The organism is Adlercreutzia murintestinalis, from assembly GCF_943192905.1.
Lineage (GTDB): Bacteria > Actinomycetota > Coriobacteriia > Coriobacteriales > Eggerthellaceae > Adlercreutzia_A > Adlercreutzia_A murintestinalis.
This window is the reverse complement of record NZ_CALPCC010000009.1, coordinates 1-17,752: the sequence shown is the minus strand read 5'-3', so window position 1 is coordinate 17,752 and position 17,752 is coordinate 1. Positions and strand designations below refer to the sequence as shown.

The window sequence follows — 17,752 nt, the reverse complement described above, 5'->3', positions numbered from 1 at the left end:
TTTCCCCGAGGATCGCGTTGCTGTCAACACCTTTTTTGTGCGAAAGCGCGCCAGCCAGCCGCGCGCGAACAATGCCTAGCATAGTAGAATAGAGCCAAACACTTCAAAGGAGAGCCATGCCCATCGAAATTGACGAGACGCTAGTCGCCGATGACGACGGCCGCGTGCAGGTCGGCGAAGCCGATACCATTCAGATCAGCCCCGACGAGGCGCGCCGCGTCGGGCTCTACCACACCTTCGATGACGTGAACCGCATTCCGGCTGCCGCCTATGAGGGCACCGACGTGAAGCGGGGGCTGCGCAATGCGGATGGCACCGGCGTGGTGGCAGGCATCACCAACATATCGCAGGTCATCGGCTACAACGTGATCGACGGCGTCAAAGTGCCAGCCGAAGGCTCGCTGCGGCTGCGCGGCTACGAGTTGTCAGATCTTCTGGGCACCGCAGGCGCCGAGCGCCGATTCGCGTTCGAGGAACTCTGCTATCTGCTGCTCATGGGAGATCTGCCCACCCAGCACGCCCTTGATGAGTTCATCGGCGTCATCGACACGCAGCGCGAACTGCCTGATGGCTTCACTGCCAGCACGCTCATGAACGCCGCCTCGCACAACATCATGAACGTGCTGGCTCAGAGCATCTTGAAGCTGTACGCCTACGACGACCACGCCGAAGAGCGCACCGCCAAGCACGAGATCCACACCGCGCTCTCGCTGCTGAGCCGCCTGCCGCGCATCATGGTGCTGTCGTATTACAGCAAGCGCGCGCGTTTCAACCACGAATCCATGATCATGCACCGCTTCGTGGAAGGCCAGTCCACCGCCGAGACCATCTTGAGCATGCTGCGTCCCGACCGCGCGTTCACGCCTGACGAGGCCCGCATGCTCGACATAATGCTCTGCATCCATGCCGAACACGGCGGCGGCAACAACTCCACGTTCGCCACGCGCGTGCTCACCAGCGCCGACACCGATCCCTACAGCGCCTACGCAGCAGCCATCGGCGCGCTCAAGGGATATCGCCATGGCGGGGCGAACCACAAGGTGCGCGCCATGCAAGACGAGATCAAGCGCCAGGTGTCCGATTGGTCGGACGAAGGTCAAGTTGCCGACTACCTGCGACGCATCGTGGCGAAGGAGGCCTACGATCGCACCGGCTTGGTGTATGGCATGGGACATGCGGTCTATACCTTGTCAGACCCACGTGCGAACATCTTGAAGGGGTTTGCGGAGCGCCTGGCGAAGGGAACCGAATTTGAAGCCGAATTCGATCTCCTACGAACCATCGAGCGCATAGCGCCCCAGGTGGTGGCAGAGGGCCGCGGCATCTCGAAGACGCTCTGCGCGAATGTGGATATGTACTCGGGCTTCGTCTATTCCATGATGGGCATTCCCGAGGACCTCTACACACCCCTGTTCGCATGCGGGCGCATGGCGGGCTGGGCAGCGCATCGCTTCGAGGAGATCGTCAGCGGAAAGCGCATCATCAGGCCCGCCTATAACAGCTTGCGCGCAGCACCGCGCATCTATCAATGCATCGACGAGAGGAAGTAACCATGGCTGACGCACCGAAACGACCTGCAGCACGAGGCGGCTTGCGCACTCTCACCGCTGATGTGCTGGATGGGTTCGAGCTGAACGACATCAAATGCCGCAGTTGCAGCGGATACGGAAACTGCGGGTATAAGAGCAATCATCTGAACCCGGCCGGCGGCATCGCCAGCGTGTGCATGCTGCGCCGCCATCAAATGCGCTGCGACCGCGATGGGATCCCCTTCGACCCCGACGATATCAGCTGAGCCATCTGCCCCGGTGCGCCCAGCACGCGTGCACTCGCATGGCCTGAGCGCTGCCGACCGTCCGAGCGTCACCGCCGCATCACTTGAATACCGCTGCAGCATCACCCGAATGCCGCCGATCGCAACCGCCTCAAGCTGGCGCTCTGGACACGACGATTCGGCGATGGTTCGTTCGGTACGAGATGGCGGAGGCGCAGGGATTCGAACCCCGGGTACCTTTCGGCACGGCAGTTTTCAAGACTGCTGCCTTCAACCGCTCGGCCACGCCTCCGCATAAGACGTGCTCAGGATAACATAACAGTAACGGATATGGGCACTTGTAAACGGACGTTTACGTATTGGTTTATCTAACGATTATCATTAAAACCACGGCGGGATCATGTCTGCGGGTGCTTCCGGCTAGGGCAACACCGACAATCTTGTATCCCGCCGCTGCTCCTCGCATGCGGCAATGCCACATGCGCCCACACCAGCATCAACGTTGCTGGTCGTAGACCTCATACACCGTCAGTTCCCACTGCTTGCGGTTGTTCTTCGCCACCGTATCAAGAATGAGTCCCGCCGTGAACGACAACGCCCCCAGCGTAACGAGCCCCATAGCAAGAATAGCCGTGGGGAACCGCTCGACCAGATGCGTCATGGTGAACTCGGCTATCACCGGAATGCCCGCGATCAAACCCAAAATGAAGAAGAGGGCAGCCAGCCACCCGAAAAACGCCATGGGCTTGTAGTCCTTGAAGAGGCTTGCGATGGCAGCCAGCACCTTCGCCCCATCGCCGAACGTGGACAGCTTCGAGTAACTTCCCTCGGGCCGGTCGCGATAATCGATGGGCACATCGGTAATGCGCCAGCGCTTGTCCACCGCATGGATGGATAGTTCCGTCTCGATCTGGAACCCTTCGCTGACCACGGGCATGGTCTTGACGAACACCCGATTGAACGCGCGATAGCCCGTCATGACGTCATCGAAGGAATACCCGTAGATCACCTTGATCAGCCACCGAACCAAATCGTTGCCAAAGCCATGGAAGGCCCGATCGTTCTCTTCGCCATAGCTACCATTGGAAAGGCGGTCGCCCACTGTCATATCGGCACGACCATACACCAGAGGCGCGATCAGCGCGGGGGCGGCATCGGCTGGGTAGGTGTCGTCACCATCCACCATCACGTAATAGTCCGCCTCGATCTCACGGAACATCTGGCGCACCACATAGCCTTTACCTTGCCGCGGCTCGAAGCGCACCAGCGCCCCATGCTCAGCCGCAATGGCCGCCGTATCGTCGGTGGAATTGTTGTCGTACACGTAAATATCAGCCTCGGGCAGCGCAGCGCGGAAATCATCGACCACCTTGCCGATGGTGAGCGCCTCGTTATAGCACGGGATCAGCACCGCAACCCCTGCGCCACGTAGCGCCTGCTCTGTCACCTGACCTGTCATAGTGTCAGATTATACCCTAGGCCGAGCGCAACTGCCGCGTTTTATATTGTAAGGCGCGCGTGTCGCATGCGATCCGCGACCATGGTAGAATCAGTACTGTGAAAACGATATCTTTTATAGTCCCCTGCTACAATTCGGCGGAATACATGAATACGTGTATATCGTCCCTGTTACTGTGCGGCGACGATATCGAGGTGATCATCGTGGACGACGGCTCCACCGACGACACCGCGCGCGTCGCCGATGGCTGGGCCGCAGAGATGCCCGAAACGGTTCAGGTCATCCACAAGCCGAACGGTGGCCATGGAAGCGCCGTCAACGCAGGGCTCGATGCTGCACATGGCCTGTATTTCAAAGTGGTCGATTCCGACGATTGGCTCAACGAGGATGCCATGGCGCCCGTCATGGACTACCTGCGCGAGCAGCGCACGCGAACCGCGCCCACCGATCTGGTGGTCACCAACTACGTCTACGAAAAGATACACGAGGATACGCGCACGGTGATGGATCACCGCAACACCTACCCCACCGACCGCGAGATAACCTGGCACGACCTAGGCCGGTTCAACATGGTGCAGTACCTGCACATGCATGCCGTCATCTATCGCACGCAGCTTCTGAAGGATATCGGGCTGCGTCTGCCCGAGAACTGCTTTTACGTGGACAACCTCTACGTGTACATTCCCCTGCCCCACGTGAAGAGCATCCGCTATTTCGATCTGGACGTCTATCGGTACTACATCGGGCGCGAAGGCCAAAGCGTTGGCGTCGATATCATGCTCGAGCGCATTGACCAACACCTTCGCGTGACCCGCAAGATGATCGATTCGGTGCATCTGCCCGACGATGCGCCCGATGCGAAGCTGTTCCGCTACATGAGCAATCATATGGCGCTCATGATCTGCGTGTGCGCTATCTTCCTGCGCATGCGCAACACGCCCGAAGACGACCAAAAGCTCGCCGATATGTGGGATTACCTCCACTTCCATAGCCCGCAGCTCTTCCGTCGCGTGAAGCGCCACCCGCTGGTCATCGGATCGAACATCCCCACCCGTCTCGGAGCGCGTGCGGGCATAACCGGGTACAATATCGGTCGGAAGATGTTCAACTTCAACTAGACAGGAAGGCAACTGTTCTCTTGAAGAAGGCGCTGCTCATATTAGTGGCCATTCTGGCAGTTACCTTCTTCATGGGCAACGCTGATCTTGTCTTCGACTTCATCGACATCATCGGCACAGGCGCTGTCATTCCGCTGATCATCGCGGTCGTCTTGATGGTGCTGCGCCACCTCACGCAAGCGGCTAGCTACGACGCTGCCTTTGAAGCAGTGGGCTTCAAAACCGGGTTCGGGCACAACGTCGTGCTCATCTTCAGCTTGGTGTTCATCAACACGTTCTGCCTGTTCAGCGGTGCTACCGGCCTGGCCTTCATCATCGACGATGCGCATCGCAAAGGGGCCAGCCTCGGCACCGCCACCGGCGGCGGCCTGCTCAGCCAGATCGGGTTTTTCGCCGCCGTGTTCGTGATCGCTATCATCGGCACCACGGTCATGATCATCTCGGACAGCATGAACTACATCATCTTGGTGGGCTTCCTCGCGCTTGCCGGTGTGCTGTTCGGGCAAACCGCCTGCTTCGTAGTGGGCTACTACAAGCCCGATGCGCTCTACTGGTTGCTCACGCGCATCGAGCGCATCATCAACTGGGCTGGTCATTTCTTCAAGAAGCACCTCCGCGCCGCCTGGGGCACCTCCACCGCCGATCAGTTCATCGATTCGTCGCGCTTGCTCGCGCACAATCCCATGGGCGTGGTCTACACCATCGCGTGGGCATCGCTGTCCGCCGTGCTCAACATGTCCTGCCTCATCTGCATCGGCTTCGCGTTCGGCTACACCCAGATCGCACCGCTGGTCGCAGCCTTCGCGCTCGCTATCGTCACCATCATGCTCTCGCCTACCCCTCAAGGCATCGGCGTTACCGAGGCAGCCATCGCTATCATCCTGACCGCCAATGGATCCAGCGCCACCACCGCAGCGGCCATCGCGCTGGTCTATCGCGGCATCATGCTGTGGATCCCCTTCGTCATCGGCGCCCTTATGCTCAGCCAAAGCGGCTTCTTCAAACAGAAGAAGAGCGCTGGCCCCGATCAGAAGATGAAGGATACGGCCTGGATCCTGGGCACCCTGATGCTGCTGCTTGGCGTTGTGAACATCGCCCTTGCCATCGTCGCGCAAGCATTGGCGCCCTACGAGATACTCACGCAGTTCATCAACCTGGGTAACGTTTTGATCGGCCCGGGACTGATATCAGGCGGTGTGCTGCTCGTAGTATGCGCCATCGGACTGATCCGGCGCAGCCGCATGATGTGGGCGGTCAGCCTGATGATGCTCTGCGTGCTCGCCGGACTTGAGCTGTACAACGGTGTTTGGATGGTAGCAGTGCCCCTCTTGCTGCTGGGTGTTGCATTGCTCATTTGGCGGCGCGCTTTCAATCGTCCTCCCTTCTGGACCGCACAGGCGCGCGAAGAGGATAAGGAAGCGCCGTCCGACGATATCGCAGAGGCAGCGCAGGATATGGAGCAGCTCCCGCGCAACATCAACCACACCCCTATCGAAGAGATGTCCGCCACCCTCGACGATCTGCAGCAGCGTGCGCAGAAGCTCGAGCACGACAGCAAGAAGCGTTAGAAACTCAAAGACGCTCGAAGCCGAGAAGCGCTCGAAGCGAATAAGAACGCGAATCATCCGTCCACAAAAAAAGATGGCCCCCGCAAACGCATGAACCATCTTCTCTCTTCGCCCCTTCGCTTCGAGAGGGCGCCATTTTTGGAATGCCTACGTAGGAATGGCCTACGCAGCGACCGCCTTCTTGGCCGCCTCGACAACCGCAGAGAACGCCTGCGGATCGTTCACAGCCATATCGGCGAGCACCTTACGATCGAGCTCAATGCCAGCTTTCTTCACGCCATTCATGAACACGCTGTAGCTCATGCCGTTCAGACGCGCAGCTGCATTGATGCGCGTGATCCATAGACGACGGATATCGCGCTTCTTATTGCGGCGATCGCGATACATGTACTGCATGGAGTGGCGGACCTGCTCCTTCGCAGCGCGATACGAACGCGATTTCGCACCGTAGTAGCCACGTGCCTTCTTCAGTATCTCGCGACGCTTCTTGCGCGCGTGGACGCTTCTTTTCACTCGTGCCATGTGCTCTTACCTCCTAGCGAAGGCCCAAGTCGCGCGCGACCACTTTGTAGTCGGCCTTGGACACTTCGGTCTCGTGACGGAAATTGCGCTTGCGCTTCTGGCTCTTCTTGGTCATGATGTGGCTCTTGTATGCCTTCGCGCGCATGATCTTACCGCTGCCGGTCACGCGGAAGCGTTTGGCTGTGCCGCGATGCGTCTTCATCTTAGGCATGGTCGGCATCCCCCTTCTCTGTCTCTTCTTTCTTCTTCTTCGCTGTCTGCGGAAGCGGCGCGATCAGCATATGCATGTTGCGTCCTTCCATCTTGGGTTGGTTCTCGATAACGGCCACATCTTTCAGATCGTCCGCCAAGCGCTCCAAAATAGAGAGCCCCTGTTCGGGATGTGCCATTTCGCGTCCGCGGAACATGATGGTGATCTTCACCTTATTGCCCGCGTCCAAGAAGCGCAGCACGTGCTTCTTCTTGGTGGTGTAGTCGCCGATGTCGATCTTGGGACGGAACTTCATCTCCTTGATCTCGATCTTGGACTGGTTCTTGCGCGCCTGCTTGGCTTTGATGGCTTGATCGTACTTGAATTTACCGTAATCCATCACCCGGCAAACCGGCGGATCCGCATTCGGGGCGATCTCCACCAGATCCAGCCCAGCAGCATCCGCGATGCTCTGAGCTTGCTCGATGGGGTAGACGCCCATCTGGTTGCCATCGAAGTCGACCAAACGGCAGGTGTCGATAGTGATCTGTTCGTTGAGCCTTGGCTCTTGAGCGGCTATCGCGCTCACCTCCTTACGTGCGCGTCTCGCGCGCAAAACAAAACCCGTTGCGCATGCACAGCACAACGGGCCACAATCAAAGAAAGGGACGTATCACCCTGGTCTATTCATGCAACCCATCAGCAACACATGGCGCCGAAACAGGTGGAGGACACGTGTCCTCGCTTGAAAACAGCTTTGCTATTGTACGGTATGCCCCGGTGCGATGCAAGCCTAAGAACTGCCGACCAGCTTCCAGGTGGGGCGCTCGACGACGCGCACGTTTATCTTCACCACCGTTGGGTTGTTCTTCATGATGTCCAGGCACACCCGCTCCTTCTCGCGGATGTTATCGGCGCGCCCAAACGAAATCTCGATGTTGTTCTTCAAGGTGACCACCGTTGAGTCAGGGTCAGCAGCGGTCACCGATTTGATCTGGTCGGCCAGCTCGGTGGTCAGACCCGTGATGATCTTGAGCGCATTGTTCACATTCGCGTCGGTGCATTCGGTGCCCATCTCAGGCACCAGCCCCACCTCTACCCCCGTGATATGGATCACGTTCTCCACATCCTCGTAGATGCGCGGACTGATCTTTTGCCCTACCTCCGAATCCTTGTTGGGTATAGCCATGATCCAAATGCCCTCGGGGCTGATAGCCCAGTTCTGAATGGTCTGCTTCGTACCCATCGGAATCTCGACGATGGCTGCCACTTCGCGCTCGGTGACCACCACTTCCAACGTAGAGGGGAACACGCGCTTCACCTCTACGCCTTGCACCCACGAGTCACGCATCAGGCTCGCCTCGATACTGCCCGCATCCACATTGAGCAGCGTCGTGCCCGCCGGAATGGAAACAAGCGCGGTGGCCTCTTCGTAGGTGAGGTGGTCGGCGCCCGTGAAGGTAACCTCTTCGATCGTAAAAGCATCGGTGCGCGAAACCACGAACAGCGCTAGCAGCACCGCGATGATGGCACCGATGACGATGCCCACGATGAGAAGCGGTCGACGGGTTGCCTTCGCAGCCCGCTGCATGGACTGGGCGCGGCGCTTGTCACGCTCGGCACGATCAGCTTGCTTGTTGATGTCGGCGATGCTGCGCCCCCCGGTTGCATGCACTCTGCCCACAGGCACGCTCGCACTCCGGTTCAGGCGCGCCGAACGACTTGCGGCCACACTGCGCGAACTCGCACGGCTGCTCGGCGCGGGACGCCGGGTGCTGCGGCTGCCTAGACGCCTATTTGAATCCGAGGAACCGGACTTCTGTCGTAAGTTGCGTGCCATAGGCATCCATCACACGTTGTCGGACGTCATCGATCAAGCGGCGCACATCAGCTGCCGTCGCACCTCCTGTATTCACGATAAAATTGGCGTGCTTGGTGCTCACCTCAGCGCCCCCTGCGCGCAGTCCCTTAAGCCCTGCCTGGTCAATCAGGCGCGCCGCCGACTCGCCTGGCGGATTGCGAAACACACTGCCGCAGCTCGGCAGATCGAGCGGCTGGGAAGCGCGTCGACGTTTGAGATTCGCCTCCATCTTCCCCCGAATGAAGAAGGGGTCGGCTTCCTCCAACACCAACTCGCATTCCAAGATCACCTCATCGGGCGCGAACGAAGTCTGCCGATATCCCCATTGCACATCGGTGGCCGCCCGGCGCTGCAGATCGCTTCCCGGCACGTACGTCGTCACGCTGGCGACGCGACTTCCAATGTATTCTTGCGCCGACCCTGCGTTCATACGCAGCGCGCCACCTATATTGCCAGGGGTACCGACTGCGAACTCCAGACCAGCTAGTGAGCGCTTGAAGGATTCCTGAACAACGGCGGAGAGCAGCACGCCTGCGCCTGCCATGATGCGCGTTGGATCGTCCGCATCGATGCGGAAGCTACGAAAATCGCGACCAAGGGTCATCACCACGCCGTCGAACCCATCGTCGGAAACGAGCAGATTGGAACCACGCCCGACGATAGCCCAACTCACGCGCTGCCGCACACACGCTTCCAGCACGCTCGTCAGCGCTGACACGGAATCCGCGCGCACGAACCAGCGAGCCGGTCCGCCGATGCGGTAGGTCGTATGCGCTGCCATGGGTTCGTGTGCACGCACTTCTCCCTGAAATGCCGGGTCCGTCAAGAGCCCTTCTATGGTCTTGGCGTGCGCAGCCAAATTACTGCCGCTCCGCAAGGCGCGCCAATATCTGCGGACCCATCTCGGTCACATCACCTGCGCCCATCGTTATGATCAGGTCACCTGACGCTGCCGCCTGCGCCATCACTTCAGCCACCTTGATGCGTCGCGGCACGTATTCGAGAGGCGGATGCCCTGCATGATCGAGCACCACATTCATGAACGTCTTTCCCGTGATGCCGGGCACCGGCGCTTCCCCTGCCGAGAACACGTCCATGAAGGTAACCGTATCGGCCTCGTCGAAGGCAGCGCCGAACTCATCTGCCAACACGTCGGTGAACAACGATGCGCGCGAATAGCGATGCGGCTGGAAGAGCACGTGCACGCGCTCGAAATCGAGTCCTTTCGCAGCCCGTACCGTCGCGGCGATCTCGGTGGGATGATGCGCGTAGTCGTCCACCACCGTGACGCCAGCCGCGCTCCCTACCAGGTCGAAACGGCGCTTCACGCCCGCGAATTCACCCAGTGCCTGAGCAGCAGCGTCCACATCAAGACCGAGCGCATCGATCAACGCGATCACCGCAGTGCCATCAAGAACGTTATGCACGCCAGGATTCTGCTTGATGCGCGATCGCACAACAGCGCCACTGGGCAGCTGCACCGCGAACGTCGAGCCCACCCCAGCGCTTTCCCATTCGAGCACGCGCGCATCACAGTCAGCCGAGAGCCCGTAGGTGACCACATTGGCCGCACTCTGCCGCGCCGTCTCGACCAGATGGGGATCATCGCCGCACACTACCAGGGGCGCCCCTTCTGGGATCGAGCGCATGAATTCGCTGAACTGATAATAGATCTCGTCCAGATCGGCATAGTGGTCCAAATGGTCAGGCTCGATATTGGTCACGATCGCCGCTGCTGGGGACAAGTACCGAAACGACTTGTCCGACTCGTCCGCTTCGACCACATAGTAGGCACCGTTTCCTGAATGCGCGTTCGTGCCGTATGCGCGCACCGTACCTCCGATCAGAAACGTCGGGTCTTCGCCCATCGCGTCAAGCACGCTTGCCAGCATCGATGACGTGGTCGTTTTACCATGCGTGCCCGCAACCGCCAGCGTGGTAAGGTCGCGACCGAGCGCAGCCAGCATCTGCGCGCGATGCACGATGGTCAGCCCGCGCCGATGCGCCTCTTGCAGTTCAGGATTATTGTCCAAAATGGCAGTGGACACCACGATGGTCGGGTCTCCCTCAGGGATATGACTGGCGGCCTGCCCGATGTGCACCTGGACGCCCTCTTCAGCAAGACGCTTCGTATAGCGGCTCTCCTTCATATCCGATCCGCTGACGCGCATGCCTTGAGCCACCGCAACACTGGCGATGCCGCTCATGCCCACACCGCCAATGCCGATGAAATGCAAAGTATCAGAGATCGTATGCGGCATTGCGAGCAGGCTCCTTCGGTTGCGTCTCTCCCATGTTCTGAAAACCCTATTTTACCAAGGTTGTGCCCTGAACGTCTCCGCGCAGGATCGTACGGGCGGGTCATATGGCCCGCCCGTCTTGCCTACACCGGCTGCGCAGCGTCAGCAACAGCCTCGGCATCCACCTCGTCGCCCTCGGCATCATTCTCGCCCGTTGCGGTCACCACCCCATCGGGTCCCACGATGGAATACACGTTGGCCTGGCCTTCCGTGCTCAAGAACGTGAATGTGATGGAGTCGCCCACATCATATTTGATGATCTCCAGCAATCCGGGCAACCCAAAATCGAACAGCTCATCGCGACCCTCGATGGTCACGTAGAAGTGACTATTGCCATCCACGACCGCCTGGGCCATCTTCGTAATGCGACCAGACACCTGGTCAACGTCCGTCAAGTCAGCCGCATCGGTCACGACCCCATTCGTTGCCAACAGCGCCTCGTAGGCGGTCTGCGTCTCGGCGACCGTGTCACCCACTGCAACGTTTTGGTAGCGCTGAATATCTACCATTGCGAACTTCTTCACCAGTCCAGCGCCGTCCTTGAGCGCCATGAAGTACGTTGGCTGATTGGCCACATTGATGAGCAGCGGGAACGTGGCGGTATAGCGCAGGTTTTGCACCTGTCCCTCAGCCGACTGCATGGCCGAGCTCTCGGTGGCTCCCGCTACACTGTAGAAGTGCGCTTCCTGGGTGCGCTGGTTCACGAGCACGAAACCGATGATGGAGTCATCAGCGGTCGCGCTCGTAACGCCCGTGTAGACCCACACGTCATCATCTTTGGCGATGTAGTTATACCCAACCGCGCCATCGGTGCCCGGCGTAGTGCGCACCACGCCTTCCTGGCCCAAGAAGCTGTTCAGCCAGCCGTTGTGATAGGAACCGTACCAGTTATACTGCTCGATCAGCAGCTCGGCCGGATACACCCGGTCCACCCACTGCGGCACCTCTTCCACCGTCAAGTCGGTGCACTCGCCCGTGGTGGCATCGCAGAGCACCACCCGGTTGATGGTGTAACCGCCGAACAGGCCGATCGTGTAGGTGCGCACCGGGCAGATCCACCACGCATGCCCCTCTTCATCGATCTCGAAAGAAAGCTCGTCGAAGATGTAGAAGGGGTACTTGAGCTGCACGTATCGATCGATATTGCGCGCCAAGGGCTCGCTTTGGCTGTAGTAGATGGGGTTATCGCCCAACCGAACGATCTCGGAGTCCTGCGTGGTCATATTCACGAGCGAATATGCAGGAATGCCGCTCTCGCGATTCGTGAACCACTTGAAGAGGTCAGCATAGCCCAAGGGGCTCACGCGCACCGGTTCGCCTTTGAAGTTGATCTGACTGTACAGATCGGATACCTCGAACTGGCTCACGTACTCAGGGATCGTTCCCATCTCACGATTGCCCAGCAAGATGGCGGAATTGCGATCGATCACCGGTATCTCGGAATAGTTCGCCTCTTGAATATCCTCAGCGAACTCGAGCGTGTCCGTCTTGAGCACGTTCGAGTACTTCTCCGCATTGCCCGGTATGATGGCGTTGCTGAAAAGCGCGCCCAACAGCCCCACCGCGATGATGGCGCCAGGGATGATCATCAACATCTTCATCCGCTTGGCACCCGAAGGGCTCTTCTCTGCCTTACCAACGCCGCTCTCGTAGGCACGCTTGCGCCCCAAAAGCACTACGATGCCCAACACGCATACCAGACCGACCAGCATCCAAAGATCAACCGAATTGATGCTGATGGGCGGATGGAACCACCAGTACAGCGCAGCGAGAACCAGCACTGCCACGACCGCGAGGATGATCCATCCCTTCTTGCTGGAAGGGCCTTTCATGTTATCAAGGAACGAAAGGTCAAGATGCGGCGTTTCGCCCTTGCCGCTACCGTTCCTGCTGCTGCTACCCTGCGCCCGTTCGCCACCACTCGTCGAACCCGCGCCTTCCGCAGTAGCGCCGCCGCCCATGCCATCGGTATCCATACCGCTGGCCCGCAGCGCTTCAAGCAATGAATCCAATCCAGATTTAGCCATGTATCTCTCCTAGCTATTCGCTATTCGCCAAACCCCGCAGTACGTATTGCAGGATTCCGCCATTCTCGTAGTATCTGCCCTCGGTCGGTGTATCGATGCGCACCACCGCCTCGAACTCAACGGTGGTACCGTCGGCTCGTTGCGCCCGCACCACCGCCACACGATCGTCGGGCACACCGTCAGTGAAGCTGAGCTGTTCGATGGTATACCGCTCAGTGCCGTCAAGACCCAACGATCGCACGCTCTGACCTTCTAGGAACTGAAGCGGAAGGATGCCCATGCCGATCAGGTTGCTCCGATGAATGCGCTCGAAGCTCTCCGCAAGAGCCGCGCGCACGCCGAGCAACAGCGGGCCCTTCGCCGCCCAGTCGCGCGAAGAACCGCTACCATACATTTTGCCCGCAAGCACTAGTGCAGGCACCTGCTCTTGCTCATAGTGCTGTGACGCCGCAAAGATCGTGGATGCATCATCGCTGAGATGGTCATGCGTCCATCCGCCTCGCCGTCCTTCGGCAAGCTGATTCGTCAATTTCACATTGGCGAACGTCCCGCGCATCATCACCTCATGATTGCCACGGCGACTGCCATAGGTGTTGAAGTCGGCTTCGGCGATACCCTGCTCGCGCAGATGATCCGCCGCAGGTGAATCGGAGGCGATAGCGCCAGCAGGCGAGATATGATCGGTCGTGATGAAGTCGCCCAACAGCGCCAATACCACCGCATCTTCGATCGGAAGCGCGCCGGGCGCGTCCTTGGTCATCCCGTCGAAATAGGGAGGACGACGCACGTAGGTAGACTCTGTATCCCACGCGAACGTGTCACTGGGCTGAGCGGCCAAGTCCTGCCAGGCCGCATCCCCCTCATACAGCCCCTCGGCGCCGCACCGGTAAAGATCAGCACTCACGTATGCGGCAACGAGCGCATCGAGCTCGGCCTGATCGGGCTCGATATCACGCAGATATACCGGTTGACCGTTCGCATCCATGCCCAACAGATCGGTCTCAGGCGCGAAATCCATGGTGCCCGCCAGCGCCCACGCGATCACATGGGCGGGAGTGGTCAGATAATTCTGCGATACATCGGGCGATATCCTGCCTTCAAAATTGCGGTTGCCTGAAAGCACGCTCGCCAGTTCAATATCGTCAGCAATGTCATGCAGCGCATCAAGAAGGGGGCCGCTGTTGCCGATGCAGCTCATACATCCGAACCCGCACGTATAAAAGCCCAGCTTCTGCAAGGCCGGAAGCAAGCCTGCGCGCTCGAGCAGCAACTCGGTCGCATGGCTTCCCGGCGCCAGGATCGTCTTCACCCATGGCGCAGGCGCGAGCCCGCGCGCTGCAGCATTGCGCGCCAGCAAGCCAGCTTGCAGCATCATGGCCGGATCGGTGGCCGTCGTGCAACTGGTTACCGCCGCAATGGCAATGGCGCCGTTGCCCAGCTCGTAGGTCTGCCCACCGATCTGCACCGGAACCGTCTTCGTGTTGTCCAATCCGCGCTCATCGCAGATCTCCGCGAAACGCGCACCGGCATCTTTCAGATTGATGCGGTCGTGCGGGCGGCTTGGTCCCGCAAGGGACGGCTGCACGCCTGACAGGTCGAATTCAATGACCTCCGCATACGCACGTCCCGCAGCATCGGCCGTATTCCAGTAGCCCTGAGCCTGCGCATATGCCTGCACGAGCGCTATCTGCTCATCGCTGCGCCCGGTCATGCGCAAGAAATCGATCGTGCGCTCATCAACGGGGAACAGCGTGCAGGTGCTGCCATACTCGGGCGTCATATTCGAGATGCACGCACGCTGCTGCGCTGAGAGTGCGCTCACGCCTGCGCCGAAGCACTCCACGAAGCGCCCCACCACGCCTTTCTCGCGCAGCAGACGTGCAAACGTGAGCGCCACATCCATAGCCATCACGCCTGGCGTCAGCTCACCGGTCATATGCACGCCGATCACCTGCGGCACCAGCGTAGTGATGGGCTGCCCCAACGCAGCCGCCTCAGCCTCAATTCCACCCACGCCCCAGCCCAGCACACCGATACCGTTTGCCGTGGGCGTGTGACTGTCGGTGCCTACGAGCGTATCAAAGTAAGCCGCAGGAGTCTCTCCATCGTCGCTGTCGGTCATCACCACGCTGGCGAATTCTTCGATGTTGAGCTGGTGGCAGATGCCCTGACCGGGCGGCACGATGCGCACATTCTCAAACGATGCCTGCGCCCACTTGAGGAATTCGTAGCGCTCTGCGTTACGCTCGAACTCCAACCTCGTATTCTCGTCCATGCAGCCAGCGCACCCAGCTGCATCTGCTATCACCGAATGGTCGATGACCAGATCGCACGGTATCTGCGGGTTGATCCGCTTCGGATCACCGCCCAGATCCGCGCACGCCTCGCGCATCACCGCCAGATCAACGAACACGGGCACGCCGGTGAAATCCTGGAAGAGCACGCGCGCCGGGCCGAACTCGATCTCATCACCCACCTGGCCTGCTGCACCCGCACACACGATGCTATTCGCCATCGCCGTAGCGTCCTCGTCGCTGCATGCGTTACGCAGCACGTTCTCCAGCACCACTTTCAAGCTGAACGGCAGCTTATCCGCCCCTTCGATCGCACTCACGGGATAGTAACGATACTGCTGCTCGCCTACCTTCAACTCTGCTTGGTACTTCTTCGCCATTGCCCGCTGCTCCTCTTCCCTTTACTCATGCCCACGTGGACGTTCCGCATCGCTTTCCCTTTTTTTCTCGAAATCAGCCCTCATGTGGTACAACGAGGCATCGAACGGACAAGAACACGTGAATCATGACGCTCTTCCTTGCACATGCCGCGTTCGCTTCGCCTCTTTCCTGCCTTTTGGGATAAAGGCCCGCTCGAGAAGCCTCTTGCTGCCTTTTCGAGGCAGCCTTGCGCCAAAAGAGTATTCTCTCGAATAGCTCCGGTATGAGCTCTCACAGCTGCTCTATCGTGCGCACCAACTCCTGCGTAAAGCCTGTGCACGTGGCAGGCTCGGTCGTTCGATCCGCGCGACGGATATCTCCTGTCAGATGCGTACCCTCAGCATACACAGCCCGCACGCCCGCACGAATACGCTCCGCGCATGCATGCTCGCCCAAGTGATCCAGCATCATGGCAGCGCTCAGTATCTGCGCTGTCGGGTTCGCTAAGTCTTTGCCTGCGATATCGGGTGCGCTCCCATGCACCGCCTCGAACACGGCGTATTCATGACCGATGTTCGCCCCCGGTGCCAGACCAAGGCCGCCCACGAGCCCCGCCGCCAAATCGCTTGCTATATCTCCATACAGATTCGGAAACACGATCACATCGAACTGCGAGGGATCCATCACCATGTTCATGCAGAACGCATCGATGATCTTATCGTCGAACTCGATATCCGCATGCTCGGCCGCCACCTCGCGCGCCACGCGTAAGAACAACCCGTCAGAGTGCTTCATGATGTTGGCCTTGTGCGCAGCGGTTACCTTATGACGACCTTGTTTTGCCGCATAGTCGAACGCGAACTCTACGATATTGCGTGTTGCGGTTACTGAAATGGGCTTGATGGAAATGCCCGAATCAGGACGAATGGTGCCCTGCCCATGTTCATCGATAAAGCGAATGAGTTCGCGGGCAGCAGAAGACCCTTCTTCAAACTCAATACCCGCATACAAATCTTCGGTGTTCTCACGAACGATCACCAGATCGACGTCGTCATAACGACCACCGGCGCCAGGAATGCTCATTACGGGCCGCAAATTGACGTACAGATCGAGCGTCTTACGCAATGCCACGTTCACACTACGAAAGCCCGTGCCCACCGGTGTCGTGCACGGCCCCTTGATGGCCACCTTCGTCTGACGCACTGCCTCAATGGTTTCCTCGGGCAGCGGAGAGCCATATCTCTCGATGCACGCCGCACCCGCCTGAGCCATCTCCCACTCGATCTGCGCACCGCTCGCTGCCACTACGCGCTGCATGGCAGCCGACGTCTCTAATCCTATGCCATCCCCCGGTATCAGGGTCACCGTATGCCGCATGACACCTCCCTCTGCGCAACCCCTTTGTGGGCTCCGCTACCGAAAGGGCAGTTTCAGCTGCCCTCCATCGCTACTTCTTCAGATTCTCCTGGATCTGCATGGCGCGCTTTTTCAGCATTCCCTTGCCATTCTCGGCATCGAACAACATGCGCTCAGCCAGCTCTGCCTTGACACCAGGAGCAAGCTTGCCCGCAGAGAAGTCGATCACTGCCACCAGCATATCTTGGAACTCAACGTCACCGTGATAGCACTGGATACCCTCATCGATCAGGCCCCAGACTTTTTCGCTACGGTTCTCGGTGGTGGCGCCAAAGCGGCACAGGAACCGCATGGCCGAAAGCCGAAGCGGACCGCTGTCCTCATCGAAGAGCGCCGTCTCTGCCCCCACGACCGCCTTCTCGCAGCCGCGCGGGTCAAGAGCAACCAATTCGGTCAACGCATCAAGGCATTCCCACCGCGTTTGCGCCTCTGGCCGATTGAGAGCATCGATAATATTGCTGATATACGGAGCACCCAACTCCGGCTTCTCCTTGATCACCAATGCCAGCGCCGCAGCGGACTGCTGCCGAGAGAGCCGCGAAGATCCCTCCAGCGCCTTCACCAGCCCTTCGCGCTCCTTTTTATTGCGCAGTGCTTTATCAGCTTGTTCGCGTATATCGTCGGATCGCGTGCTCAATGCTCCAACTCCTCTACTGAAAATGATTGAGCTTTTTATTATACCCGATCAGGCATGAAAAAAGCCGCTCGCAAGCGGCTTGATAATTCAATAGTGCATCAGAATCGATCGCACGATAGTGTACTACATTCCCTCTTCTCCGGGAATGCAAAAGCACCCTGCGCGAGCGGAACGTCCTGCTCTCCCGCGGCCTGACGCCGCAGTACCATCGGCGATGCGGGGCTTA

General features: G+C 59.2%; 15 protein-coding genes and 1 tRNA gene. 4 read left to right on the top strand and 12 right to left on the bottom strand.

Annotation, left to right across the window (positions count from 1 at the left end; all coding sequences use genetic code 11):
• Positions 1-116: 116 nt before the first annotated feature.
• Positions 117-1,550: a citrate synthase gene (locus NFR19_RS04080; RefSeq protein WP_251212515.1), complete on the top strand. Its 1,434-nt coding sequence runs from the start codon at positions 117-119 to the stop codon at positions 1,548-1,550.
• Positions 1,551-1,552: 2 nt separating this feature from the next.
• Positions 1,553-1,795, top strand: a complete 243-nt coding sequence (locus NFR19_RS04075; RefSeq protein WP_251212514.1) for a hypothetical protein — start codon at positions 1,553-1,555, stop codon at positions 1,793-1,795.
• 183 nt (positions 1,796-1,978) lie between these two features.
• Here NFR19_RS04075 and NFR19_RS04070 read toward each other — a convergent pair.
• Together NFR19_RS04070 and NFR19_RS04065 are read right to left on the bottom strand one after the other, a co-directional pair.
• Positions 1,979-2,066, bottom strand: a tRNA-Ser gene (locus NFR19_RS04070).
• 204 nt (positions 2,067-2,270) lie between these two features.
• Complete coding sequence (locus NFR19_RS04065; RefSeq protein ID WP_251212513.1) at positions 2,271-3,233, bottom strand: glycosyltransferase family 2 protein; 963 nt, start codon at positions 3,231-3,233, stop codon at positions 2,271-2,273.
• Between the two features lie 59 nt (positions 3,234-3,292).
• On the opposite strand from NFR19_RS04065, the gene NFR19_RS04060 reads away from it, so the two are divergent.
• Together NFR19_RS04060 and NFR19_RS04055 are read left to right on the top strand one after the other, a co-directional pair.
• Positions 3,293-4,351, top strand: a complete 1,059-nt coding sequence (locus NFR19_RS04060) for a glycosyltransferase family 2 protein (protein WP_349665505.1) — start codon at positions 3,293-3,295, stop codon at positions 4,349-4,351.
• Between the two features lie 20 nt (positions 4,352-4,371).
• A complete protein-coding gene (locus NFR19_RS04055; RefSeq protein WP_251212511.1) occupies positions 4,372-5,919 on the top strand; it encodes a lysylphosphatidylglycerol synthase transmembrane domain-containing protein in 1,548 nt (515 codons plus the stop codon).
• A 162-nt stretch (positions 5,920-6,081) separates the two neighbouring features.
• On the opposite strand, the gene rplT is transcribed toward NFR19_RS04055, so the two are convergent.
• The 10 genes from rplT to NFR19_RS04005 all read right to left on the bottom strand — a co-directional run bounded on the left by rplT (position 6,082) and on the right by NFR19_RS04005 (position 17,526).
• On the bottom strand, positions 6,082-6,441 hold the full coding sequence (gene rplT, locus NFR19_RS04050) for a 50S ribosomal protein L20 (RefSeq protein ID WP_251212510.1): 360 nt from the start codon (positions 6,439-6,441) through the stop codon (positions 6,082-6,084).
• 13 nt (positions 6,442-6,454) lie between these two features.
• On the bottom strand, positions 6,455-6,652 hold the full coding sequence (rpmI, locus tag NFR19_RS04045; protein ID WP_251212509.1) for a 50S ribosomal protein L35: 198 nt from the start codon (positions 6,650-6,652) through the stop codon (positions 6,455-6,457).
• Positions 6,645-7,220 (bottom strand): translation initiation factor IF-3, encoded by a 576-nt coding sequence (infC, locus tag NFR19_RS04040; RefSeq protein ID WP_251212508.1) that lies wholly within the window; start codon positions 7,218-7,220, stop codon positions 6,645-6,647. The genes rpmI and infC overlap by 8 nt, the downstream gene beginning before the upstream one ends.
• A gap of 204 nt (positions 7,221-7,424) precedes the next feature.
• On the bottom strand, positions 7,425-8,321 hold the full coding sequence (locus NFR19_RS04035) for a cell division protein FtsQ/DivIB (protein WP_251212507.1): 897 nt from the start codon (positions 8,319-8,321) through the stop codon (positions 7,425-7,427).
• A gap of 103 nt (positions 8,322-8,424) precedes the next feature.
• A complete protein-coding gene (gene murB / locus NFR19_RS04030; RefSeq protein WP_285813450.1) occupies positions 8,425-9,318 on the bottom strand; it encodes a UDP-N-acetylmuramate dehydrogenase in 894 nt (297 codons plus the stop codon).
• 34 nt (positions 9,319-9,352) lie between these two features.
• Positions 9,353-10,753, bottom strand: coding sequence for a UDP-N-acetylmuramate--L-alanine ligase (murC, locus tag NFR19_RS04025; protein ID WP_251212505.1), 1,401 nt, complete (start codon positions 10,751-10,753; stop codon positions 9,353-9,355).
• Between the two features lie 122 nt (positions 10,754-10,875).
• Complete coding sequence (locus NFR19_RS04020; RefSeq protein WP_251212504.1) at positions 10,876-12,819, bottom strand: Tat pathway signal sequence; 1,944 nt, start codon at positions 12,817-12,819, stop codon at positions 10,876-10,878.
• Between the two features lie 13 nt (positions 12,820-12,832).
• A complete protein-coding gene (gene acnA, locus NFR19_RS04015; protein WP_251212503.1) occupies positions 12,833-15,493 on the bottom strand; it encodes an aconitate hydratase AcnA in 2,661 nt (886 codons plus the stop codon).
• Positions 15,494-15,764: 271 nt separating this feature from the next.
• Entirely contained in the window at positions 15,765-16,850 is a 1,086-nt protein-coding gene (locus tag NFR19_RS04010) for an isocitrate/isopropylmalate dehydrogenase family protein (protein WP_251212502.1), read from the bottom strand.
• A 70-nt stretch (positions 16,851-16,920) separates the two neighbouring features.
• On the bottom strand, positions 16,921-17,526 hold the full coding sequence (locus NFR19_RS04005; protein ID WP_251212501.1) for a hypothetical protein: 606 nt from the start codon (positions 17,524-17,526) through the stop codon (positions 16,921-16,923).
• Between the last annotated feature and the right edge of the window lie 226 nt (positions 17,527-17,752).